Source organism: Staphylococcus sp. KUGN1 (assembly GCF_045984185.1).
Classification (GTDB): domain Bacteria; phylum Bacillota; class Bacilli; order Staphylococcales; family Staphylococcaceae; genus Staphylococcus; species Staphylococcus warneri_A.
The window spans coordinates 318,244-340,381 of sequence record NZ_JBJQIL010000002.1; the positions used below are offsets into that span (position 1 = coordinate 318,244).

General features: G+C 33.8%; 19 protein-coding genes and 1 riboswitch. Of the genes, 10 read left to right on the forward strand and 9 right to left on the reverse strand.

What is annotated here, in order from left to right; genetic code table 11:
• Window positions 1-40: 40 nt before the first annotated feature.
• The 8 genes from gntK to ACJQQZ_RS08020 all read right to left on the reverse strand — a co-directional run bounded on the left by gntK (window position 41) and on the right by ACJQQZ_RS08020 (window position 8,727).
• Window positions 41-1,579 carry a gluconokinase gene (gntK, locus tag ACJQQZ_RS07985; RefSeq protein WP_124228170.1) on the reverse strand — a complete coding sequence of 513 codons (1,539 nt, stop codon included), beginning with the start codon at window positions 1,577-1,579 and terminating at the stop codon, window positions 41-43.
• Between the two features lie 25 nt (window positions 1,580-1,604).
• Window positions 1,605-2,285: a GntR family transcriptional regulator gene (locus ACJQQZ_RS07990; RefSeq protein ID WP_124228169.1), complete on the reverse strand. Its 681-nt coding sequence runs from the start codon at window positions 2,283-2,285 to the stop codon at window positions 1,605-1,607.
• A 228-nt stretch (window positions 2,286-2,513) separates the two neighbouring features.
• The gene (locus ACJQQZ_RS07995; RefSeq protein WP_002450424.1) at window positions 2,514-3,386 is read right to left on the reverse strand and encodes an alpha/beta fold hydrolase; all 873 of its coding nucleotides are present in this window, start codon (window positions 3,384-3,386) and stop codon (window positions 2,514-2,516) included.
• Window positions 3,387-3,542: 156 nt separating this feature from the next.
• A complete protein-coding gene (locus tag ACJQQZ_RS08000; protein ID WP_002450425.1) occupies window positions 3,543-4,241 on the reverse strand; it encodes a GTP pyrophosphokinase in 699 nt (232 codons plus the stop codon).
• Window positions 4,242-4,375: 134 nt separating this feature from the next.
• Window positions 4,376-4,789: a DUF2188 domain-containing protein gene (locus tag ACJQQZ_RS08005; protein ID WP_124228168.1), complete on the reverse strand. Its 414-nt coding sequence runs from the start codon at window positions 4,787-4,789 to the stop codon at window positions 4,376-4,378.
• 121 nt (window positions 4,790-4,910) lie between these two features.
• Entirely contained in the window at window positions 4,911-6,833 is a 1,923-nt protein-coding gene (locus ACJQQZ_RS08010; protein ID WP_124228167.1) for an FUSC family protein, read from the reverse strand.
• 205 nt (window positions 6,834-7,038) lie between these two features.
• Window positions 7,039-7,326: a putative quinol monooxygenase gene (locus ACJQQZ_RS08015; RefSeq protein ID WP_002450428.1), complete on the reverse strand. Its 288-nt coding sequence runs from the start codon at window positions 7,324-7,326 to the stop codon at window positions 7,039-7,041.
• 126 nt (window positions 7,327-7,452) lie between these two features.
• Entirely contained in the window at window positions 7,453-8,727 is a 1,275-nt protein-coding gene (locus ACJQQZ_RS08020) for a pyruvate MFS transporter (protein WP_002450429.1), read from the reverse strand.
• Between the two features lie 399 nt (window positions 8,728-9,126).
• A riboswitch (TPP riboswitch) is annotated at window positions 9,127-9,236 on the forward strand.
• Window positions 9,237-9,307: 71 nt separating this feature from the next.
• Here ACJQQZ_RS08020 and ACJQQZ_RS08025 point away from each other — a divergent pair.
• The 7 genes from ACJQQZ_RS08025 (at window position 9,308) to ACJQQZ_RS08055 (ending at window position 15,942) form a co-directional block, all read left to right on the forward strand.
• The gene (locus tag ACJQQZ_RS08025; RefSeq protein WP_002450430.1) at window positions 9,308-9,898 is read left to right on the forward strand and encodes a thiamine phosphate synthase; all 591 of its coding nucleotides are present in this window, start codon (window positions 9,308-9,310) and stop codon (window positions 9,896-9,898) included.
• The gene (thiO, locus tag ACJQQZ_RS08030) at window positions 9,891-11,006 is read left to right on the forward strand and encodes a glycine oxidase ThiO (protein ID WP_002450431.1); all 1,116 of its coding nucleotides are present in this window, start codon (window positions 9,891-9,893) and stop codon (window positions 11,004-11,006) included. Before ACJQQZ_RS08025 ends, thiO begins: the two co-directional genes overlap by 8 nt.
• Window positions 10,990-11,190, forward strand: coding sequence for a sulfur carrier protein ThiS (gene thiS, locus ACJQQZ_RS08035; RefSeq protein WP_002450432.1), 201 nt, complete (start codon window positions 10,990-10,992; stop codon window positions 11,188-11,190). Before thiO ends, thiS begins: the two co-directional genes overlap by 17 nt.
• A gap of 1 nt (window position 11,191) precedes the next feature.
• On the forward strand, window positions 11,192-11,959 hold the full coding sequence (locus ACJQQZ_RS08040) for a thiazole synthase (protein WP_002450433.1): 768 nt from the start codon (window positions 11,192-11,194) through the stop codon (window positions 11,957-11,959).
• Window positions 11,959-12,957 (forward strand): HesA/MoeB/ThiF family protein, encoded by a 999-nt coding sequence (locus ACJQQZ_RS08045; RefSeq protein WP_124228166.1) that lies wholly within the window; start codon window positions 11,959-11,961, stop codon window positions 12,955-12,957. Before ACJQQZ_RS08040 ends, ACJQQZ_RS08045 begins: the two co-directional genes overlap by 1 nt.
• A gap of 113 nt (window positions 12,958-13,070) precedes the next feature.
• Window positions 13,071-13,682, forward strand: coding sequence for an undecaprenyl phosphate transporter UptA (gene uptA / locus ACJQQZ_RS08050; protein WP_002450435.1), 612 nt, complete (start codon window positions 13,071-13,073; stop codon window positions 13,680-13,682).
• A gap of 295 nt (window positions 13,683-13,977) precedes the next feature.
• The gene (locus ACJQQZ_RS08055; RefSeq protein ID WP_002450436.1) at window positions 13,978-15,942 is read left to right on the forward strand and encodes a fructose-1,6-bisphosphatase; all 1,965 of its coding nucleotides are present in this window, start codon (window positions 13,978-13,980) and stop codon (window positions 15,940-15,942) included.
• A 114-nt stretch (window positions 15,943-16,056) separates the two neighbouring features.
• Here ACJQQZ_RS08055 and ACJQQZ_RS08060 read toward each other — a convergent pair whose 3' ends face one another.
• Entirely contained in the window at window positions 16,057-17,844 is a 1,788-nt protein-coding gene (locus ACJQQZ_RS08060) for a cation:proton antiporter (protein WP_002450437.1), read from the reverse strand.
• A gap of 321 nt (window positions 17,845-18,165) precedes the next feature.
• On the opposite strand from ACJQQZ_RS08060, the gene ACJQQZ_RS08065 reads away from it, so the two are divergent.
• The 3 genes from ACJQQZ_RS08065 to ACJQQZ_RS08075 all read left to right on the forward strand — a co-directional run bounded on the left by ACJQQZ_RS08065 (window position 18,166) and on the right by ACJQQZ_RS08075 (window position 22,130).
• The gene (locus ACJQQZ_RS08065; RefSeq protein WP_002450438.1) at window positions 18,166-19,215 is read left to right on the forward strand and encodes a YkvI family membrane protein; all 1,050 of its coding nucleotides are present in this window, start codon (window positions 18,166-18,168) and stop codon (window positions 19,213-19,215) included.
• A gap of 94 nt (window positions 19,216-19,309) precedes the next feature.
• Complete coding sequence (gene aldA / locus ACJQQZ_RS08070; RefSeq protein ID WP_124228165.1) at window positions 19,310-20,737, forward strand: aldehyde dehydrogenase; 1,428 nt, start codon at window positions 19,310-19,312, stop codon at window positions 20,735-20,737.
• Between the two features lie 514 nt (window positions 20,738-21,251).
• On the forward strand, window positions 21,252-22,130 hold the full coding sequence (locus ACJQQZ_RS08075; protein WP_145505645.1) for a LysR family transcriptional regulator: 879 nt from the start codon (window positions 21,252-21,254) through the stop codon (window positions 22,128-22,130).
• Window positions 22,131-22,138 lie beyond the last annotated feature (8 nt).

The window sequence follows — 22,138 nt, forward strand, 5'->3', positions numbered from 1 at the left end:
TTAACTATGCAATGCTATCTGTGTCTCGCACTGTTATAAATCAAACCATATGCTGTCGTTGAAATGCGGCAATCTCACTATACGTGTCGGTTAAAGAACGACTAATATTGATAAAGATACTTACAAGTTGTTGATAAATATCGACGATTTCTGAATCAGGTTGATGTTCATTTGTCGTACCTACCATTTGTTCAATTACTGAGAAGTCATCAATTTCACCGAGTGCTTTCATACCTAATACACATGCACCTAGGCATGAACTTTCATAGCTTTCTGGCACACTTAAATGTGTGTCAAAGATATCTGCCATCATTTGGCGCCAAATTTCACTTTTAGCAAATCCACCTGTTGCTTTGATTGTACTTGGTGTTTCATTCATCACTTCTATCAAAGCTAGATAAACTGTGTATAGATTGTATAAAACGCCTTCTAAGGCAGCACGTATCATATGTTCTTTCTTATGAGATAGTGTTAAGCCGAAGAATGACCCACGTGCATCGGCATTCCATAATGGTGCACGTTCTCCAGCAAGATAAGGATGGAAGATTAAGCCATCTGCGCCTGGTTTAACACGACTGGCGATTTGAGTTAATACGTCATAAGGATCAACACCTAAACGTTTGGCTGTTTCGACTTCACTTGCTAATATCTCATCACGAAGCCATCTTAAGATAACGCCACCATTATTAACTGGTCCACCAATTACGTAGTGTTCATCTGTAAGGACATAACAGAAGATACGACCTTTATCATCCGTTCTTGGTTTATCTATGACGGTTCTAATAGCACCAGATGTACCAATAGTAACGGCGACTTCACCTTTACGATAACTATTCACGCCTAGATTAGATAACACACCATCACTCGCACCAATAACTACTGGGGTATTTTCATCGACACCCATTAATGTAGCGTAGCGTTTCTTCATCCCTTTTAAAATATGTGTTGTGGGCACTAATTCTGGTAGCTGCTGACGTGTGATACCTAATAAATTTAATACGTCGTCATCCCAATCGAGTTGTTCGAGATTGAACATACCAGTAGCTGAAGCCATGGATTGATCGATCACATATGTCTCATATAGTTGATATAAAATATATGTTTTAATATCTGCAAACATGGCAGTACGATTGAATATATCTGGTTGTTCATGCTTCATCCAAAATATTTTCGATAATGGTGACATAGGATGGATAGGTGTTCCTGTTCTTCTATAAATATTAAAACCATCATGTTGTTGATTAATTTGGTCGGCATATTTACTTGCTCGATTATCTGCCCAAGTTATATTCTCTGTTAAGCGTTGATGTTGTTCATCCATCGCAACTAAACTATGCATTTGGGCACTAAATGAGATTAATTTAATATCTTCCTTAGCAATATTTGCTTCTCTGATTACATATTTGACAGTCATCAATACTGCATCAAATAATTCATCTGGATTCTCTTCAGACACATCAACATTTGGTGTATGTAATTCATAACCGATGTTATGTTTCATAATGAATTGTCCATTTTCATCATAAAGTACTGATTTGGTGCTTGTGGTACCAATATCGACACCAATCATATATTTCATATCTTATCTCTTCCTTTCTAAAATATTAGCGTAACCAAAATCCTTCTATATCTTTACCTACATCATCAAAGTTTAAATGAAAGGCTTGTCTCAACGTCTCGGCATTTTTATTTTCAACTGCATCTACAAAGACATTGTGATTTCGATGTATACGTTCAAAATCATTAGGATCTTCCGACATTCTGTGTCTCATCGATAGGAGAATGAGTGACTCCATTACTGGTTTCAAATGATTCCAAAATGTTCTGAGATATTGGTGATTTGAAGCTAAAATCATAGCTTCATGAAATTCAAAGTCATGTTTCGTAAATGATTCAGCATCTTCAAATTGTACTGCTACTTTCATCATTTCGAGTTGCTTTTTCATTTCTTTAGCTATCGGTTGTGTATCTTGAGATCTTAATCTAGAAAAGGCAAACGACTCTAACATTAAACGTAAGTCATATAGTTCTCTTTTTTCTTGTTCACCAAAAGGTAAGACTTGTGCCCCCATTCGTTCTAAATGAATGAGTTGATCTGTTTGTAATAACTTGAATGCATCTCTAACAGGCGACCGACTAACATTAAATTGTTTAGCTATTTGATTTTCAGTCAATAGCGTTTCTGCTTGAATATCACCTTTAATAATCCCTAATCTTATTTCTGCAGCTATCGCCTCACCTGTAGTTAAATGTCGCTTCCATTGTTCTGGATAGCCATATGTCATAGCTCACACCGCACTTTCATTTGTCGTTCTATACTTGTATACAAGTATATTAATACATGACGTACATTTTTGCAAACGCTTACTTTTATTCAAACCATAAAAAGCCTCGATTATTTAAGTAATCGAAGCTTTAACAGGCGGACTAAATTATGAAGATTGAGCTGGTGTTTCAATACAATAATGGATTTCATGACAATTGGGAATACATTTTGCAAATAGCATACGTAATTATTCTTGAATCCATTGTTTGATATGATCTACAACACCTAATTCTTGGTCTGACTTTGTTTCTAATACACTTGGAAAATCAAGATGGCCAATTCCTTCATATACGATTTCTTTTGTTGTGCCACCATAAATTTTGAATTGTTCTAATGTCGCTTGTGAATCTGTATATGGAATAATCTGATCCTCTTTACCGGACATGAATAGTATCTTTGGAAATGTTTCTATGTCTTCAATATCTGGTAGGTAATCAGCATTAATCGTATATAAAATATCTGTGATAATGGTCTTAATAGGTGCGACGAATTGGAATAGTTCAATCGCATTTTCTTTTTGTGCAAATATCGTTTTATCGAGTATGTATTGTGGCAAATTCTTCACTGCATCGATTTCATCTTTTAAAATGTCTCGCTTACTATCTGAGGTAAATAATCGTGCTAACATACTACCATCTGGTGTGATTTTTGCAGCACTGTTTAGATAAATCAAATGCGAAATAGGTAGCGTATTAAATTTCAATAAACGTGTAGCAATCATACCACCCATAGAGTAACCAACTACTTTTATTTCTGACAAATGTTGTTCCGTCACTATTTGACTTAATACATCATAAACGCGCTCTGAATAATCATCTAATGTGTGGTTATCTCTTTCAATTTCAGAACTCTTACCTCTACTAGGGCAGTTGATAAATATCAGTTTGTATTCTCTCATGTATGGTTCAAACATAGTCATAATTTTATATGTAAGTAATGCGCCATGAATAAAGACAATAACCTCTTTGGAATTAGGATTACCTGCATATATCACTTCACTTTGCTCATTTTCATAATTATTTAATTGGTATAGTTGTGTTTTAAAATTTTGCTTATTCATCTTAACCCTCTAATTCTAAAAATCATATTATATATATTAAATATTTTATCATATTACTTTAATTAAAATCCTTTTTGCATAAAAATAAGTAGTAAGTCGTCATTCTTTTGTAAATTGGCGACCTACTACTTTATTCATCTTTCTTTAATGGTGATGTTAATCATCCTTAGATATTTCAGTATGAATCTGTTGCATTTTACTTTCTACATCGGTAATCTCTGTTGCACATTGTTCTAATAGTCCTTTATATTTTTCAGTATTGGCATTATTTTTATAACGTATTTTATGTTCTAGACTCGCCCACATGTCCATACCAATCGTTCTAATTTGAATTTCTACTGGAATAATTTCTACAGAATCTGCTAAAAATACTGGAATCGACACCACAATATGTAAGCTGCGATAACCATTTTCTTTAGGATGTTCAATATAGTCTTTGCGCTTAATTAATTTGACATCTTCCTGTTTTAATAACATCTCTTCAATAACATAAATGTCGTCCATATAATTACATATCACCCTAATACCAGCGATATCCATAATGTGATCTCTAGCACTTTGTGCACTAATGTCTAAGCCTTTTCGTTTAAGTTTCTTAACTAAACTCCCCATCTCTTTAACACGTCGTTCCATATGGTGTATGGGATTATGTTTATATCTATGATTGAAATTATCGTCTAAAATGCTTAACTTGGTACTTATTTCTTTAAGTGCAGATGAATAAATGTGATCGAGTTCAACAAATCCTACTAAAATATCAAATGCTTCATCACCATTTTGAATAGCACTCAAACTATTTTTAAATTCGTATCTCAAGTCTTCAAGGTATAATGATGGTTTTCTCTCTACATACATATGATTTCCTCCATCTCTTTTATCACTTTCATTATATCGAAGTTCAATGAGAATAAGAAATAATTGCATTCCCTACTTTAGTCGTAAACAATAAATCAGGCTATCCCTGATATGGAGATAGCCTGATTAGTCAATTATTCATCTTTTTGGTGTTCCACTACTTTAGTATCTTTGTTATCTGCAATGTGTTGCGCACGTTTTATTGCATCTTTTTTATACTTAAATGTTTCAGATGCTTGTTTTGCATCTTCTGTTTTTACTTTCCACTCACCATCTTCGAAATATACATAAACTGGCTTTTCATTTATTTCCGGTTGGGCTGATTTGTCTTGTTGATGTTGTGTGATATGTTTATTTTTAAGTTCTTCTAGTTCATCTTCAGATGCTTGTTTATACCATTTTTCAGCTTGTTGCGTAGCTATTGGAATCACATCTGATTCCTTATAGCCATCTTTTAGCATAGCATTAGCAATATCAATCGCTTTTTTACGTTCTAATTTGTCTAAATTCTTTAGGCTTTGAGGATAATCTTCCATAGTCCATGGCATTGTATTTCATCTCCTAGTTAATGCGTGTGATAGTTATCTTTACCACTCTTTTCAACTATTCAATCACCATCCCCGGACTCTGACGTTAGACAACCCTCAGACTGACTAATCATTCGCAAACTTAAGCAAATGCTAGTGTTTCACTTGCATCTTTACGTTCTTTTTGACTATTATTTTGAATCTTCATTAAGCCTGACTTAATATAATTATATTGTGGTAAATCGGTTAAATCTTTCACTTCTAAATGAGAGTGTAATTCAAAATGCTTAGCAATATTTTCAAAGATAGCTAAGTATTCGCCCATTTGTTGATCGTCAATTCTTGTTCGATTTTTATCATTCAAGGCTCTACTTAACATAAAACTAATTTCTTCTAAGGCGAATATACTTGGGTAGTAATATTGAATGACTGATTTATTACTAAACAATTCACCGTTTGCTGCGTTATACATTTGTGTCATATTGTTTAATCTTACTGATAAGATTAGATTTAAATGTTTTTCTTGTTCCTCATTTTTATATTCATTGCTGGAGAATAAATAATGGAAAAATTTCGCTTCTTGTCTCACAACATCTGCAATGGTGTTCGGTAATAATGCGGATGCCGTACGTTGTCCTAGTATAAATAAACCAAGTAATGCAATGGCAACCCCCATAGCCACGTCAACAATACGCGGGAAGGCAATGGATATGGATAAGTTTTGCGATGCCAAACCATTCAATAAGATAACTTGTATCGTAATAAATATAACTGCAAAGGTATAGTTAACACCGACAAATGCTTCTGTCATCATCGCACCGAAGCCCATTAATATCACTGCTAGTGGTGCTGGTACCGTGAAGGCTAAAATACCTGACAGTACTACTACACCCAGTAACGTACCTAAACTTCTGGCCATACCTCGTTCTAATGTGTGAATCGTTGATGTTCCTAATAATAAAGTATGTGCAGAAAGCGGAATCCAATATGCTTTATCAAATCCAAAGAATAAAGCTACAAAGATAGCCACTGCAATGATTACTGTATATCGTAATGTGTTTCTAAACACAAGTGAATCTAACGTTAAATTTTGTATAATACGTTTGCTATATAGAGGTTTACGGATGTTTGCCTCATGTTCTAAATGTTCAGAATCTGCGTGAGCAATTTCGTCAATTTTTAATATATGACTGATTAAGTTTTCAAATTCTGGACTTACATCTACTTCTTTTTTCCAGGTTTGATGGTTACTAGATGGATGACGTATCTTATCAATGATAAAATCTAACATTTCAATCAGTTCATTTGGTAATGGGCGTGTGCCCTTTTCATTTAATTCGAGTAATTCTGAGTAAATACCTTGTGCTGACGTATGTAGTAATAGTAACTTTTGAAATCTTGTACTTAACTTACCATTACTAGAAGATGATGTGATGAGTAATTTGTCAGATGCTTTAAAGGCAGATACTGCAGATGTAGCCACTTTCTTAAATTCTTCTGGCTCATTGTAATTTTTCATTAAATCTTGAATTACTTTAAAGTCCGAATTAATGGCACTGTCTTCAGTTCTTTCTTTTTTCATATATACGGTTAGGATTACGACTAATGTTGCAAATGCACCACCAATAAGAATACCAAGTCCTCTCACTAATGCTTGATCAGGTGCAATGGGTAAGTTCATTGGTAAACAAAATGTCACGATGAAGAATGTTGATGATGGGCCAGTAATTTTTAATGCTGTGAATATATAAAATGGCACCACCGTTACAACTAGTAGTAAAATACCAAAAATGAGTGGTTGGGCAGCTGTCAATGTCCCTAATATCATACAAACTGCGAAAGCTAACGAACAAAGTACCACCGTTCTAATCATAGATTGTGGCGATCCTTTAAAAACATAAATATGCGCTAAAGTACCAGTAGCAATAAGTAAACCAAATGAGAAAAATCCAAAATAATAACCTAATAACGCAGGTATAATCATTAGTAAACCTTGTCTGATCCCTTTAAACGTATCAATCTTAGATCGATTAAAATAAAATACTGTCTTTAAGAAACTCTTCAAAACATGCTCTCCTTTCTATTTTTATTATTTGAACATAAATAAGAGAACGGAAAGGTTCTCATTTCAATTTTGAAATCAGCTTTATTCCGCTCTCTATGGCGTTAATTTATCGGATGTATTGCTTGCAATTCATCAAAACACAAAAACTATTATAACATTTCTCTCTTACTTTGATGAATAATTCCCTTTATACCGATATAAATATTTATTTAACTTGCTGAGCCACTTCAATTACTGGAGCTTCAACTACAAAGTTACCAATCTCATTTTTAAACATTTGTAAGTGCTCAGACTCATTATGTGACTTAATAGCCGCTTCATCTACATAGTTCTCAACTACGATAAATATATTTCTATCTTGCACATCTTCATAATGGCTATAGAATAATACGCCTTCCTCTTTTCTTGATTCGGAAACTAAATGTTCCATAAGTTTTAAATATTCATCACGTTTTTCTTCTGATATTTTTATTTTTGCATTAATTATCATCATTCGAATCACACCTTCCTATACTATAATTATGCACTTATTAAAATATAAAAAGCAATAAATGAGTTTGACACAAGGTATTGAAACCTTATTTTTACTCATTTATTGCTTGGATTTAAAACCAACAAACTATTTAACTGATTGATGTTCATCTATGACTAATGGTTGATCTGGTTTAACGAAGAACCACATGATAATCGCTAATATTGCTGGAATAATTAATAATTGGAACGTCATACTCCAACCAAGTTGTTCAACAAATGCACCTGCTAAAAATGGACTTGTTAAAGCACCAATGTTCCCCCATAAATTCATCCAACCTGATACTGTACCAGAGAAGTTACGACCTAAGTCTGTCGCTGCGGCCCAACTCATACCCATAGACATACCGACGCCACCTAAGCCGAGAGATAACCAGAATATAGTGACATATAAGTTTTCAGTATGTACTGCAAAAAAGATTGATATTGAAAAGACTACAAATCCAAGAATCGCAATGACGCCACGCGCGACGAAACGAGATTTACCAGTATTTAAAATCTTATCTGAAATCGCGCCACCAGATAAAATTAAGAAGAACATTAATAACCATGGTAATGAACTAATTGACATATCTTTAAAATCAACATGGTATTGTTCTGTTAAATATGTTGGTAACCAAATTAAGAATAATGTAATGACGAATTGTACTACAAAGTACTGAATCGCAATCGCATAAAAACTAAAGTGAGTTAAGAAACGTTTCCAAGGTGGTAGTGATTTATCAGTATCTACTATGTCTCTATGTTCAGTAATAAATCGTTTTTCGGCTTCATTGACCATTTTGTGTTGTTCAGGTAAGTCTTTAGCAATAATCGCCCAAAGTACTGCCATCACAATGCCGACTGCACCAAAAATATAAAAGACAGCTTGCCAATTAAATGCATTAACAATTGCAATCGTGACAATCGGTGCTAATACAGGACCAAAATATGAACCTGCTAATAACGCACTTGATGCTCTTCCTTTTTCATTTTTAGCAAACCAATAAGAATTGAACACTGCATTAGACGGATACATAGGTGCTTCTCCCACACCAAATAAAAATCTAACAAAATATAATAAACCATGATGCTTAATCATACCTGTGAGAATTGTGAAAGCACTCCACCATACTAAAGCAATCGTAATCATCTTACGAGGTCCAAATTTCTCTGCTAACATCCCTGAAGGTACTTGCATTAACGCATAACCTAATGAGAAAAATGATGCTAATAAACCAAATTGTGTTTTTGTTAAATGTAAATCTTCCATCATTGGTACTGCAATATATGAGATATTAGATCTATCCATATAGGCTATAACGCCAATGAGAAAGAATGCAATCGCAAAAAACCAACGAACGTTACTTCTTTTTTTATCCATTTCTTTTCCTACTTCCCATAATGATATGTTATTTCTATGTGTTGTCGTTAAGTTTCAGAAATTCCAAATGATGACTGTTTAACTTCTAATCACACATCTATTAAATTCTTGTAGCGCTACAATTTTTATTATAATAGCACGAAATGGAAACGGTTACAATATAAAATTAAAAAAATTATTCATAATTTATTCAATAAAAATTAACAATACTTACATTTAATTTTCACTATTTAAATAAGCGATTCAATTTCATTTACATCTTCATCTAAATTGATTATTTACATGTACTTATTTTTCATTAAAAGCTAATTATAGATGGTTGCCATGTTTGATACCGACACTAAAAAATAGTAAACTGTATGTAAATTGAAAGCGCTATTCCATCCATACAATTAAATATAAATCCACTGGAAGTGCCTTTGTTTAAGGCTGAGAGTAAAGATGTGACTTTATAATTCCTAGAACCTGATCCAGTTTGTACTGGCGTAGGGAAGTGGCATAGCTATGAATTTAAAGTACTCATTAGCAATTTAACGCTATTTCCCTACTATGTGGAAATAGCGTTTTTTTTGTTGAGGTGATGTATATATTTATTGCGATAACTTATTATAAAGAACTGTCATTACAGGATTTAAAGCATTTTATGACTATAGAGCCGGCCATTGATGGCTTACTCTTTAGAACGCCTATGTCTACTTTGGCGTTACAACGATTTATTACACGACTCATTGCAGTAGGATTTCCCAAAGATAAAATAATGATTCACAGTAATCTTAACTTACTCAAAGCTTTAAATTTGCAGTGTATTCATTTTAAAGAAAATGACAAACGCGCATTTTTATTAAAACAACAATATCCTGAGTTAATCGTCGGTATGTCAACGCATAATATTGAAATGGTTAAGCAATGTCATGCGCATCAATTAGATTATGTCTTTTTCGGTCATATATTCTCTACATCGTCGCACCCAGGTGAACCACCACGAACAAATCAAGAGATTCATGACGTACTCAAGATTGATATGCCTATTTATGCTATAGGCGGAATTTCCCCGTCCACCATTTCACAATTACCTACAGGATTTGATGGTCTATGTGCAATTTCATTTTTTATGACCTCTACTGTTAGTGACATTAACTCTTTAAAAAGGAAGTGGCATTCTCATGCATGATGTTCTTATTATTGGTTCCGGTGTTATAGGTATGTCGATAGCTCGACAACTAAGCCAATCACATTTAGATATTGCTATTGTAGACCGAGATATACCCGGTATGCATGCCTCTTATAAAGCTGGTGGCATGTTAGGCGCTCAAAATGAGTTCACAACTGATAGTGAATTATTTCAATTAGCAGTAGCCTCTAGGTCTTTATTCCCAGAATTAAGTGATGCCCTCTACCATGAAACTGGCATCGACATTGAATTTCAACAATCTGGATTAATTAAAATGGCATCTTCAACCAAAGACGTAGAACGGTTAACTCAACAATATGACTTCCTTAGATCCAAAGATCCTAGCGTTGAGCTACTCTCAGATGATGCGTTATTTAACCTTTCAAATGGTCATATTGAACCAACTGACTTAGCTATATATATTCCAAAAGATGGCCAAATCAACGCTAATCACTATACTAAAGCTTTATTACAATCAGTGATTCAACGAGGTGTGCATCGCTATTATCAAACAGAAGTACAACACATTCATCACAATAATGGTTATTACACAGTTACAACTCATCAAAGCGATATTCATGCTAAAAAAGTAATTGTGGCAGGTGGTGCTTGGTCTACTCAGCTATTAAAAGATTACGCTATACCAAGACAAGTGATTGGTGTTAAAGGTGAGGTATTATTAGTTGAACAACCCTCACTTAAATTAAATCATACTGTGTTCATGACAAATGGCTGCTATATCGTTCCAAAGGAAAAACATCGCTACTTAATTGGAGCGACAAGTGAATTCAACAATTATAGTGTCGGTAATAGTGAGGTTGGTATTTCATGGCTACTCAAACATGCTCAACAACGTATACCTGAGCTATCGCATAGTCATATTCTTAAACAATGGTCAGGCATAAGACCTTACACAGAACATGAATTACCTATCATGGATCAAATTGATGACGGTTTATTTATCATCACTGGTCATTATCGAAACGGTATACTGTTATCCCCTATTATCGGTCAAGATATTGCCAATTGGCTATTATCCGGAATTAAACCAGCAGGCTATTCAGCATTTAGTTTATCAAGGAGTGAGCAAAATGAAGTGTATCATTAACGGAGATTTATTTACTTTTGAACATGAAGATTCGATTACACGCATATTAGAATCCTTAGAATTAGACCCTCAACGTGTAGTAGTTGAACATAATCAATCTTTAATTAAGCAAGACGATTTTGACAATCAAATGGTCAGAGAAGATGATCGTTTAGAACTATTAGAATTTGTAGGAGGCGGATAATATGTTAAAAATAGGTCATTTAGAATTAAAATCTCGATTATTATTAGGTACAGGCAAATTCGAGGATGAAGAAACGCAATCCAAAGCAATTAAAGCAGCCGAAACAAACGTATTAACATTTGCAGTTAGACGTATGAATTTATACGATAAAAACCTTCCAAATCCACTAGCTAATGTGAACTTAAAAGATTTCATTACATTTCCAAATACTGCAGGTGCCAAAACCGCTGAAGAAGCCATTCGTATTGCAGAAATTGCAAACCACGCTGGTGTATGCGACATGATTAAAGTCGAGGTCATTGGTGATGATGAAACATTATTACCTGACCCCTTTGAAACGTATGAAGCTTGTAAAGTGCTATTAGATAAGGGGTATATCGTCTGTCCTTATATCTCTAATGATCTTGTGTTAGCTAAAAAGTTAGAAGCATTAGGTGTCCATGCGGTAATGCCATTAGCGTCACCTATTGGTACAGGTAGAGGGATCAATAATCCACTTAATCTAAGTTATATTATTCAAAATGCTAACGTCCCTGTCATTGTAGATGCCGGTATTGGTTCACCCAAAGATGCCTGTCAAGCGATGGAATTGGGTGCAGATGCTATTCTATTAAATACGGCTATATCTGCAGCTAAGGATCCTATTAAAATGGCCGAAGCTATGAAATTAGGAATTCAAGCAGGTAGACTGTCATATGAAGCTGGTCGTATTCCTGTTAAATATACAGCACAAGCATCAAGTCCTACAGAAGGTTTAGGCTTCTTATAATGTCACGCTATGAAAGACAAACACGCTTTCAACCTTTTGGAGAAGCAGGACAGGCTCAATTAGAGCAAACCAAAATCATGATACTTGGTGCTGGTGCATTAGGCAGTCATATGGTAGACCAATTAGCACGCATGGGCGCGCATCAACTAGCAGTCGTTGATATGGATATTGTGGAATTATCCAATTTACACCGCCAAACTTTGTATGATGAGCAAGATGCACAACATATGACATCTAAAGTTGAGGCACTTAAACAGAAAGTCTTTAACATTAATCAACATGTACAATTAAAGGCTTATCACCAAGAATTGTTGTCTACAAATATCGAAGATATCATTAAAGACTTTCAACCAGACATTATTTTAGATGGTATGGATCATTTTAAAATACGTTATTTAATTAATGAAGTGTGCCATAAATTAAATATTCCTTGGATTTATGGTGCAGCTGTCGGTAGCAAAGGCACCGTTTATGGCATTGATTTTACTGGTCCTTGCCTTAAATGTTTATTACAACAAGTACCTCAAACTGGTGAAAGTTGTGCTATCAATGGCGTCTTGCCACCTATCGTTTCGATTGTAGCAAGTTACGAAGTGGCTGAAGCTATACGTTATATTAGTGGATATGGGTTTTCCCAACAATTAATCACATTAGATGCATTTAACATTCAACATCAATCATTAAATATACGTCAATTAAAGGATGATCAATGTCCAGTATGTCATTTTCAAAAATATGACATATTAAATGATAAACTGAATCATACAATCGAACCATTGTGTGGAGATGCAGTCAGATTTAGATTGCCTGCCCACAGTTTCGATTATGCATCAGATTTCCCAGGACATATGATTAAATCCACACCATTTGCTAAATTAATCCAACACAAGGATTTGGCATTCACACTATTCAAAGATGGCCGTATGAATGTACATGGTATTACAGAAGAGACAGATGTTCATGAACTTTATCATCAACTTTTAAAATCAATAAAATGACAAATTGACTCCCCTTTTACAAGCATTTACGTATTATTTTTATTATAATGGTTTTACCAAACTATATTACTTAAGTCATATGCTTCAATGCATAAAGGAGTCTATTCACATAAATGGAACAAATTATAACGAATTTTATTAGTCAGTGGGGATACACAGCTATCTTTATTCTCATCTTGTTAGAGAATGTATTACCTGTAGTCCCTTCGGAAATTATTTTAACCTTTGCTGGTTTACTATCAGTTAAATCTCATCTATCCATTTGGACGTTATTAATCATTGCGACGATTGCGTCATTTATCGGATTATTAATTCTATATTATATTTGTCGTCTTATTTCAGAAGAAAAGCTATATCACTTTGTCGATCGTCATGGTAAATGGATGAAATTAAAAAGTAGTGATTTAAAACGTGCGAATGACTGGTTTAAACGATACGGTGCCTGGGCAGTATTACTTTGCCGCTTTATACCAGTATTACGTGTATTAATTACTATTCCTGCAGGTATCAACCGTATGAATATTGTGAAGTTCACATCACTTTCACTTCTTGGTACAACGATTTGGAACTTCGCATTAATTTTACTAGGTCGCCTATTAAGTGATAGCTTTGGCGCCCTTATGAATGGTATCCATACGTATTCTAGAATAATGTATGTCATTATCATCATCGCCGTTATTTACTTTGTCATCAGATACTTTGTCAAACGTAAACGCGTAAAATAATTAAATATATCACATGCCAACATTGTGCGCGCACAATGTTGGCTTTTTTGTGTTCTTCTGACTTTTTAATGAACAATGCTTATTCCTTATAGCTTTAATCACATTTTTTAGAAATGGGTACTATTGCTATTTCTAATGTTTGATATTATGACGTTATTTCTAAATTTAAAAATATCTTTTCAATTAAAGCTTTGCTATTGAAAATTGTTATATTTTTATTGATAATCAAATGTAAGCGCATTAATAATTGTAATAACTGGCTTTGAGCGGAATTTATAAATAGGAGTGACAAGACATGACACATATTACAGAAAATGAACTTAAGAAGAAATACTTAGACTTACTATCTCAACGATTTGATAGTGCTGAAAAGTTAGCAACTGAAATTATTAATTTAGAGTCAATCCTAGAGCTTCCAAAAGGTACTGAACACTTTGTAAGTGATTTACACGGTGAATATGAATCATTCCAACATGTTTTAAGAAATGGCTCTGGTAATGTAAGAGCTAAAATCAATGATATATTTGGCGAGTCGCTAAGCGAAAAAGAAATTAATGATTTAGCCGCCCTTGTCTATTATCCAGAAGACAAACTCAAACTCGTTAAAAATCAATTCAATGCCAAAGGGCAACTTAACGTTTGGTATATTACGACCATTGAACGTTTAATTGAGTTAATCAAATATTGTTCTTCAAAATATACACGTTCTAAACTTCGCAAAGCTTTACCAGAACAATTCGTCTATATTATTGAGGAGCTACTATATAAAAATAATGAATATCAAAATAAAAAGACGTATTATGAAACATTAGTCAATCAAGTCATCGAGTTAGAACAATCAGATGATTTAATCATTGGTCTCTCTTACACAGTACAACGCCTCGTTGTGGACCATTTACATGTTGTTGGTGATATTTATGATCGTGGTCCTAAACCCGATAAAATCATGGATACATTGATTAATTACCATTCTGTAGATATTCAATGGGGAAATCATGATGTGCTTTGGATTGGTGCCTATGCAGGTTCTAAAGTATGCCTTGCTAATTTACTTAGAATCTGTGCGCGTTATGACAATCTAGATATTATTGAAGATGCATATGGTATCAACTTAAGACCGTTACTTACTTTAGCTGAGAAATATTACAGTGGTGATAACCCTGCTTTCAAACCTAAAAAGCGTCCAGATAAAGAAGCAAGTTTAACACAACGAGAAGAACATCAAATTACTAAGATTCATCAAGCCATTGCGATGATTCAATTCAAACTTGAAATGCCAATCATTAAGCGTCGCCCATCATTTGAAATGGAAGAACGTTTAGTGCTAGAAAAAATCGATTTCGACAACAATGAAATCACTGTTTACGGTAAGACATATCCATTGAAAGATACATGTTTCCAAACGATTGATCGCCAACATCCTGAAGTCTTACTGGAAGAAGAACAAGAAGTCATCGACAAATTACTATTATCATTCCAACAATCTGAGAAATTACGTCGTCACATGTCATTCTTAATGCGAGAAGGTAAATTATATTTACCATACAATGGCAATTTACTTATACATGGTTGTATCCCTGTAGATGAAAATGGTGAAATGGAATCATTTGAAATTGACGGGGAAATGCATAGTGGACGTGAGCTATTAGATGTCTTTGAATATCATGTAAGAAAAGCTTTCGATGACAAAGACGTCACTGATGATTTATCTACGGATTTAGTATGGTATTTATGGACGGGCAAATATTCTTCATTATTTGGTAAACGCGCTATGACTACATTTGAGCGTTACTTCATTGAAGATAAGGCATCTCACAAAGAAGTGAAAAATCCTTACTACTACCTTCGTGAAGATGTAGATATGATTCGTAAAATGTTAAGTGACTTTGGCTTAAATCCAGACGAAGGTCGTATCATTAATGGACATACGCCAGTAAAAGAAATTGATGGTGAAGACCCAATCAAGGCGGATGGTAAAATGTTAGTTATTGACGGTGGTTTTTCAAAAGCATATCAATCAACCACTGGTATAGCAGGCTATACATTATTATATAATTCCTTTGGTATGCAATTGGTAGCGCACCAAGAATTCAATACAAAAGAAAAAGTACTGTCAGATGGTACTGATGAATTATCAGTCAAACGTGTTGTAGATGAAGAACTCACACGTAAAAAGATCAAAGATACGAATGTTGGCCAAGAATTACAATCACAAATCGATATTCTCAAAATATTAATGCATGACCGTTATTTAAAATAAACAATAAATGACTACACATAAATAATCCCCTCACTACGCGTTTTAGTGAGGGGATTATTGTCATGATACAAAATGTTTCAACTCATTGTTTCATATTACTTATAAAATACATTTTTAGTCATTATACACATTTTTCAAAATACCATAAACTCCGTGGTCTTCTTTTGGTAATGTGCGTTGACTGCGTTTAAATGTCACTTTTTTACTTTCACTAATATAATAAATTAACATATCTTTATGAGTAATGTCATCGTATCTTTCTGCTGGCACTTCAATAATATTATGTTGTGTTATATATTGGTCAAACCATCTTGGTGTATGGTTCTCATCGAATAATATATGATTACGAATTGGGCCATTCATATTATTGCGGGCTTGTTCATCATTGAATGATACTGGCATCATATCAACGTTATTCAAACCAAACTCTGGTACAAGTTCATTAAATGCTAAACTATTAAAAATAAAGGACTTCGTCATTAAGATACATTTGTTATATCTTAATAAATCTGAATATATTCGATCATTACTGGATAATAAGTTGCCTTTAAAGACTTCAAATCCCTCTTGATGTGCTTTTTCAGACGTATTCTCAAATAAGTTAAACATCATCACTGGGATACCGTGTTCTTTAAGCATGCTACCTATGTGGAATGAAAATTCACTTTCACCAACAATAATCACACCAGGTGGTTCATTACTAGCAACACCTAATAATTTACTTAATGGTGTAAAGCTAAATCCATAAATCACAACGGTAATAAATACTAATCCAAATGTTACTGGTGTGATATATTGCGCCATTTTAACGCCATCATCCATAAATAAACTTGAGAAGAATTGCGCTACTGTTAATACTACAATCCCTCTTGGTGCCATTAAGGCTACACTTGCTCGCTCCCGTTTTGATATTTCAGTTCTAAATGTAGAGACAATAACGGATATCGGTCTTACAAGTAAAATCATCACAATACTAAACACCACGAGTTGCCATGAAAGTACATTTAATAAAACATCTTTCGTTAATGATGATGTGATTAATATAAATACAGTCGATACAAGTATAGATGATGCATTCTCAATGAAATGATCTGATTCTTTAAACATTAAGTCATGACGTTTATTACGTGCCATCATCAATCCAAAAATAGTGACAGAAAGTAATCCAGATTCAGCTAAGATTTCATCACAAATACTAAAAATTAATAATATAAATACGAGTTGAATCGGTGGCATTAAACTTTGTGGAATTAAATCGTGTTTTATTAGCCAATTGAATAGGAAAGACGCGCCAAATCCAATAATAATAACGCATACGATTTTCAAGAAAAATTGCACAATCACTAAAAAGCTAATACCATCATCGATAATTTGGAACACATAAAAGGCTGTCAATGCTAACATTGGCCCTATCGGATCTAAAATAATACTTTCCCAACGTAGTATCGAATCCACATTTTTCTTCACTTTAGCTTGTTTTAATAGTGGTTGAATCACAGTTGGACCTGTAATTAAAAACAAACCACCCATCACTAGTGACACTGATAATGGAAAGTCTAAAATGTAATGTAAGGCCACTGCACCTAAAATCCATGCAATTGCTGCTCCTACTGTAATCATTCTAATAACCGCTTTAGAAATACCTCTAAGTTCTCTAAAGTCTAAGTTACTACTTCCTTCAAATAAAATAATCGCTACAGCGAGCGATACGATAGGACTAAAGACATCTGCCCCCATTGCTTCTTTCGGATTTGCAAAGCCTAGCACTGGACCTACTAATAACCCTACGATGGCCATCACAACAATCGATGGCCACTTAATTTTATTTGCTAACCATTGACTAAAAATACCTAACGCTAAAAATACAACAATCATTAACATTAAAGGTAAATCAAATATCATAACTACACCTTCTTCAATAATTACGCTTACTTCACTTAAAAAATTCAATATTGGATAATACTATCAAAGTATTTATGTGAATGCATTACTCTTACTTAAAATTCTATAGTTTCTCATCTGTCTTCGCTACCGCTTCGCTTTTATTTTATTATCTTTGTCACATGATTAGTACACCATGTTCATACAATCGTCCATATAAGATGTACTGAGGTGTTTATTTTTTATGCTAATTCGTCTAAAATAAAAAGATACGCATTTTCATGATAAAAAAATTTAAAATTATTATAAAATCAATTTCGACATGAAGGGATAAGAACGACAATGAAAATTTTTAAAGAATCCATCATCGTGGCGTTTGCATTTGTAGGCGTCGTCGTAGGTGCAGGATTTGCGACTGGTCAAGAAATCTTTCAATTCTTTACGAGTCATGGCATATATAGTCTCGGCGGTATTGCTATCACAGGTGCTATTATCACAGTTGGCGGTATTTTAGTCTTAAAAACAGGCTATCGATTACATTCAGGTAATCATTCTGAATCCGTCCATTACTACCTACATCCAACAATTGCTAAAGTATTTGACTTAATATTAACCGTCTTTTTATTTTCTTTAGCGATCATTATGACAGCAGGTGGTGCATCCACAATACACGAAAGCTTTGGACTACCCTATTGGCTAAGTTCACTGCTACTAGTCATATTAATACTATTAACATTATTGTTAAAATTTGATCGCCTTATTGCAGTCTTAGGTGGTGTCACACCATTTCTAGTTGCGATCGTAACAATGATTGCAATTTATTACTTTGCATCAGGACACCTTAACTTTGAAGCAGCCAATCATTATGCACATCATCATCCATCTATGACACCAGGTTGGTGGTTTGATGGCATCAATTATGCTAGCTTACAAATAGCTGCTGCATTTAGTTTCTTCTCCGTGATGGGTGGTAGATTAAAATATCGTCAATCTGCAACATACGGTGGTTTAATAGGCGGTTTAATCATTACATTTTTACTATTAATGATTAATTTAGGTTTAGTTACAGAATTTGACCAAATTAAGGATGTCGCACTCCCTTCTTTATTATTAGCTAAAAATATTTCACCTTCGATTGGCCTTATCATGTCAGTCATCATGATTTTAGTGATATACAATACCGTTGTTGGCCTTATGTATGCTTTTGCTGCTCGATTTAGTACACCTTTTACAAAGAAATACTTTATATTAATTATTTCGATGGCAATCGTGACTTTCATATGTACCTTTGTCGGTTTCATTTCACTTATTGGTAAAGTCTTCCCTATCATGGGATTATTTGGTTTTATTCTATTGATTCCTATATTTTATAAAGGCTTAAAAAAACATTAATTATTGCAATGACAGGTTGGCATATTTCCGTGCCGACCTTTTTTATATTTAATCATCGATAGTTTAGGGAATATAAGTTGTGGAGGTGTTTGAGATGACGAATCAATTATTTATTAATAACGAATTTATTGAAAGTAACTCGAATGAGACGATGGATGTGATTAATCCAGCTACTGGAGAAAAGATAGATACCATCACATTCGCGACAAAGGATGAAGTCAATCAAGCTATCGAAAAATCGAAACAAGCACAATTAGAATGGGAAAAAATCCCACAACCTACCCGTGCCGAACATGTTAAATTGCTTATTCCTCTATTTGAACAAAATAAAGATGAGCTAGCTCAATTATACGTTAAAGAACAGGGTAAAACATTAGCTGAAGCTCAAGGCGAAATCGATAAATCCATTCAATTTATTGATTATATGACCAGTTTAAGTATGAGTAATAAAGGCGAAGTATTACAAAATAGTGTAGAAAACGAAACAATCCAACTCACTAAAAAACCTATTGGTGTCACAGCTGGCATTGTGCCTTGGAATGCACCTATCTTAGTATTACTACGTAAAGTCATACCTGCTATCGTAACAGGTTGTTCTGTTATCATTAAACCAAGCGAAGAAACAACGTTACTCACATTACGTTTAGCTCAACTATTAAAGGCATCTACCATTCCTGCAGGACTAGTTCAAATTGTACCAGGCACAGGAGAGACAGTAGGGACTCAATTAGCACGACATAAGGATATTCAACTTATCTCACTAACTGGTAGTATGCGTGCTGGTAAAGCTGTATTCGAAAATGCAGCAAGCACAGTTAAAAAAGTCAATTTAGAGCTTGGTGGCAATGCACCAGTGATTGTTACGCCAAACGCTAATATAGATAAAGCTGTAGAATATATTGTCACTGCACGTATTAAAAATGCAGGACAAGTATGTACATGCCCTGAACGAATTTTTGTGCATGAAGATATCCACGATACATTTGTAGATAAAGTCACAGAAAAAATGAAATCTCTTACAGTCGGCGATCCATTAGATGATAAAACTGACTTCGGTGCGATCATCAATGAAACCCAATTAAACAGTATTGATGAAAAAGTACAAGAAGCAGTGCAAAATGGCGCTAAACTTGTATTAGGTGGTCATAAACTAGATCGTCCTGGTTACTTCTATGCACCAACAGTACTTGATCATGTTAAACAAACAGACGCTGTCTTTAAAGAAGAAATATTCGGACCTGTTTTAGCTATCACAACTTATCAAAACTTTGAGCAAGTCATTGATGATGCTAATGACACTAATGCAGGACTATCTTCATATATCTTTTCTAATGATTTATCAGAAGTCATGACAGCTACGGAACGACTCAAATTTGGTGAAGTATATGCCAATTGTGAAGCAGAAGAAGTCGTGAATGGCTATCATGCCGGTTGGAGAGAATCTGGTCTTGGTGGTGCCGATGGTATTCATGGTTTTGAGGAATATTACAACACGACAGTGTCTTATATTAGATATCAATAATAGTTCATGAGCACATCAATATGTGCTCTTTTTATATAACATCATATTCAATTACATATCTTAATTCTTTGCAATTTGCACAGTTCTAATATCTGTAATAAGATTTTTAATAAAGGTATAATGTAATTATATTAATTATCACAACAAACAAATCAAACAAATGATCTATGAATCAAATAACTGAGGTTGAGACATAAAGTTTTTGTGCTTTGGGAAACCGATTAACGGCGTCCCAAAAACAGGATGATCGGCAGAAGGGACCCAACATAGAGAAATTGGCATTCCAATTTCTGCAAATAATGCAAGTTGGGCAAACACTCATGATTCGTCAAAATTTGGAAAACAATTCAAATGAAAAAACTCAACTATTGAGTTTGTAAGAACTACTAACCTATGAATAAGGAAGTAGTTCTTTATCATCGTTCGGTTCTGCTCAAATCCTAAACGATTTTGTCCCGACCTCTTATTTAAAACGTATCTTAACATTTTCAATTCATCTTAAAGGAGGTCCTACATGGAGTTATTACATTTAAAATATTTTACTTACGTTGCCGAGTATTTAAACTATACCGTAGCAGCACAAAAGTTATACATTAGCCAACCTGCACTTAGTATGACCATTAAAAAATTAGAAAATGAATTAAATACACAGTTATTTATTAAAAAAGGACGTAGCATTCAATTAACAGATAGTGGTCAACTTCTACTTGAGTCTGCGCATACTATTTTCAATGAATTAAGCCAAGTCACTGATATCATTCATGAAAATGAATCAATGCGTCTACATACTGTTCGTTTTGCTACATCTAGTAGTCGATTTATGATGACAATATTTGACCAATTTATTGATCAGTATCCAGATAATAACTTTAATATTGATATTATTAGTAACAGTGAAATGATTCAGAAATTATTGTTTCAACACATTCACTTTACATTAAATACGATGGCGCTGACTCATCCTCATATTCATTGTAAACAAATTATTACTGAAGATATTGTACTTACATATCCTAAATATTTAGATGGCCAACACATTGATTTACGTGATCCTGATTTGTATAAATCATTTTTATTTTCTTCTCAAAATACGGAATTTAATCGTATGTTTAAAGAAGTCTTGTCCTATAAACATATATCCGTCGATAATGAAAACTATGTAGACGATCACTTTATATCTTCAGTATTATCAAAACGAAACAACTTTTCCTTTCTTCCTATTTCATCATGTAGAGACCTCAACTTACCTTATATCGAAGATGAAGAGTTTATTTTCAATCAACCTATTTATCTTTCAACTTTAAAGGATATGACCCTCAATCCCGCAAACGAAGCCTTTTTCAAATATATTGAAAACTATTTAATCGAACATGAAAGCTACTTTAAAATATAAAAATAATG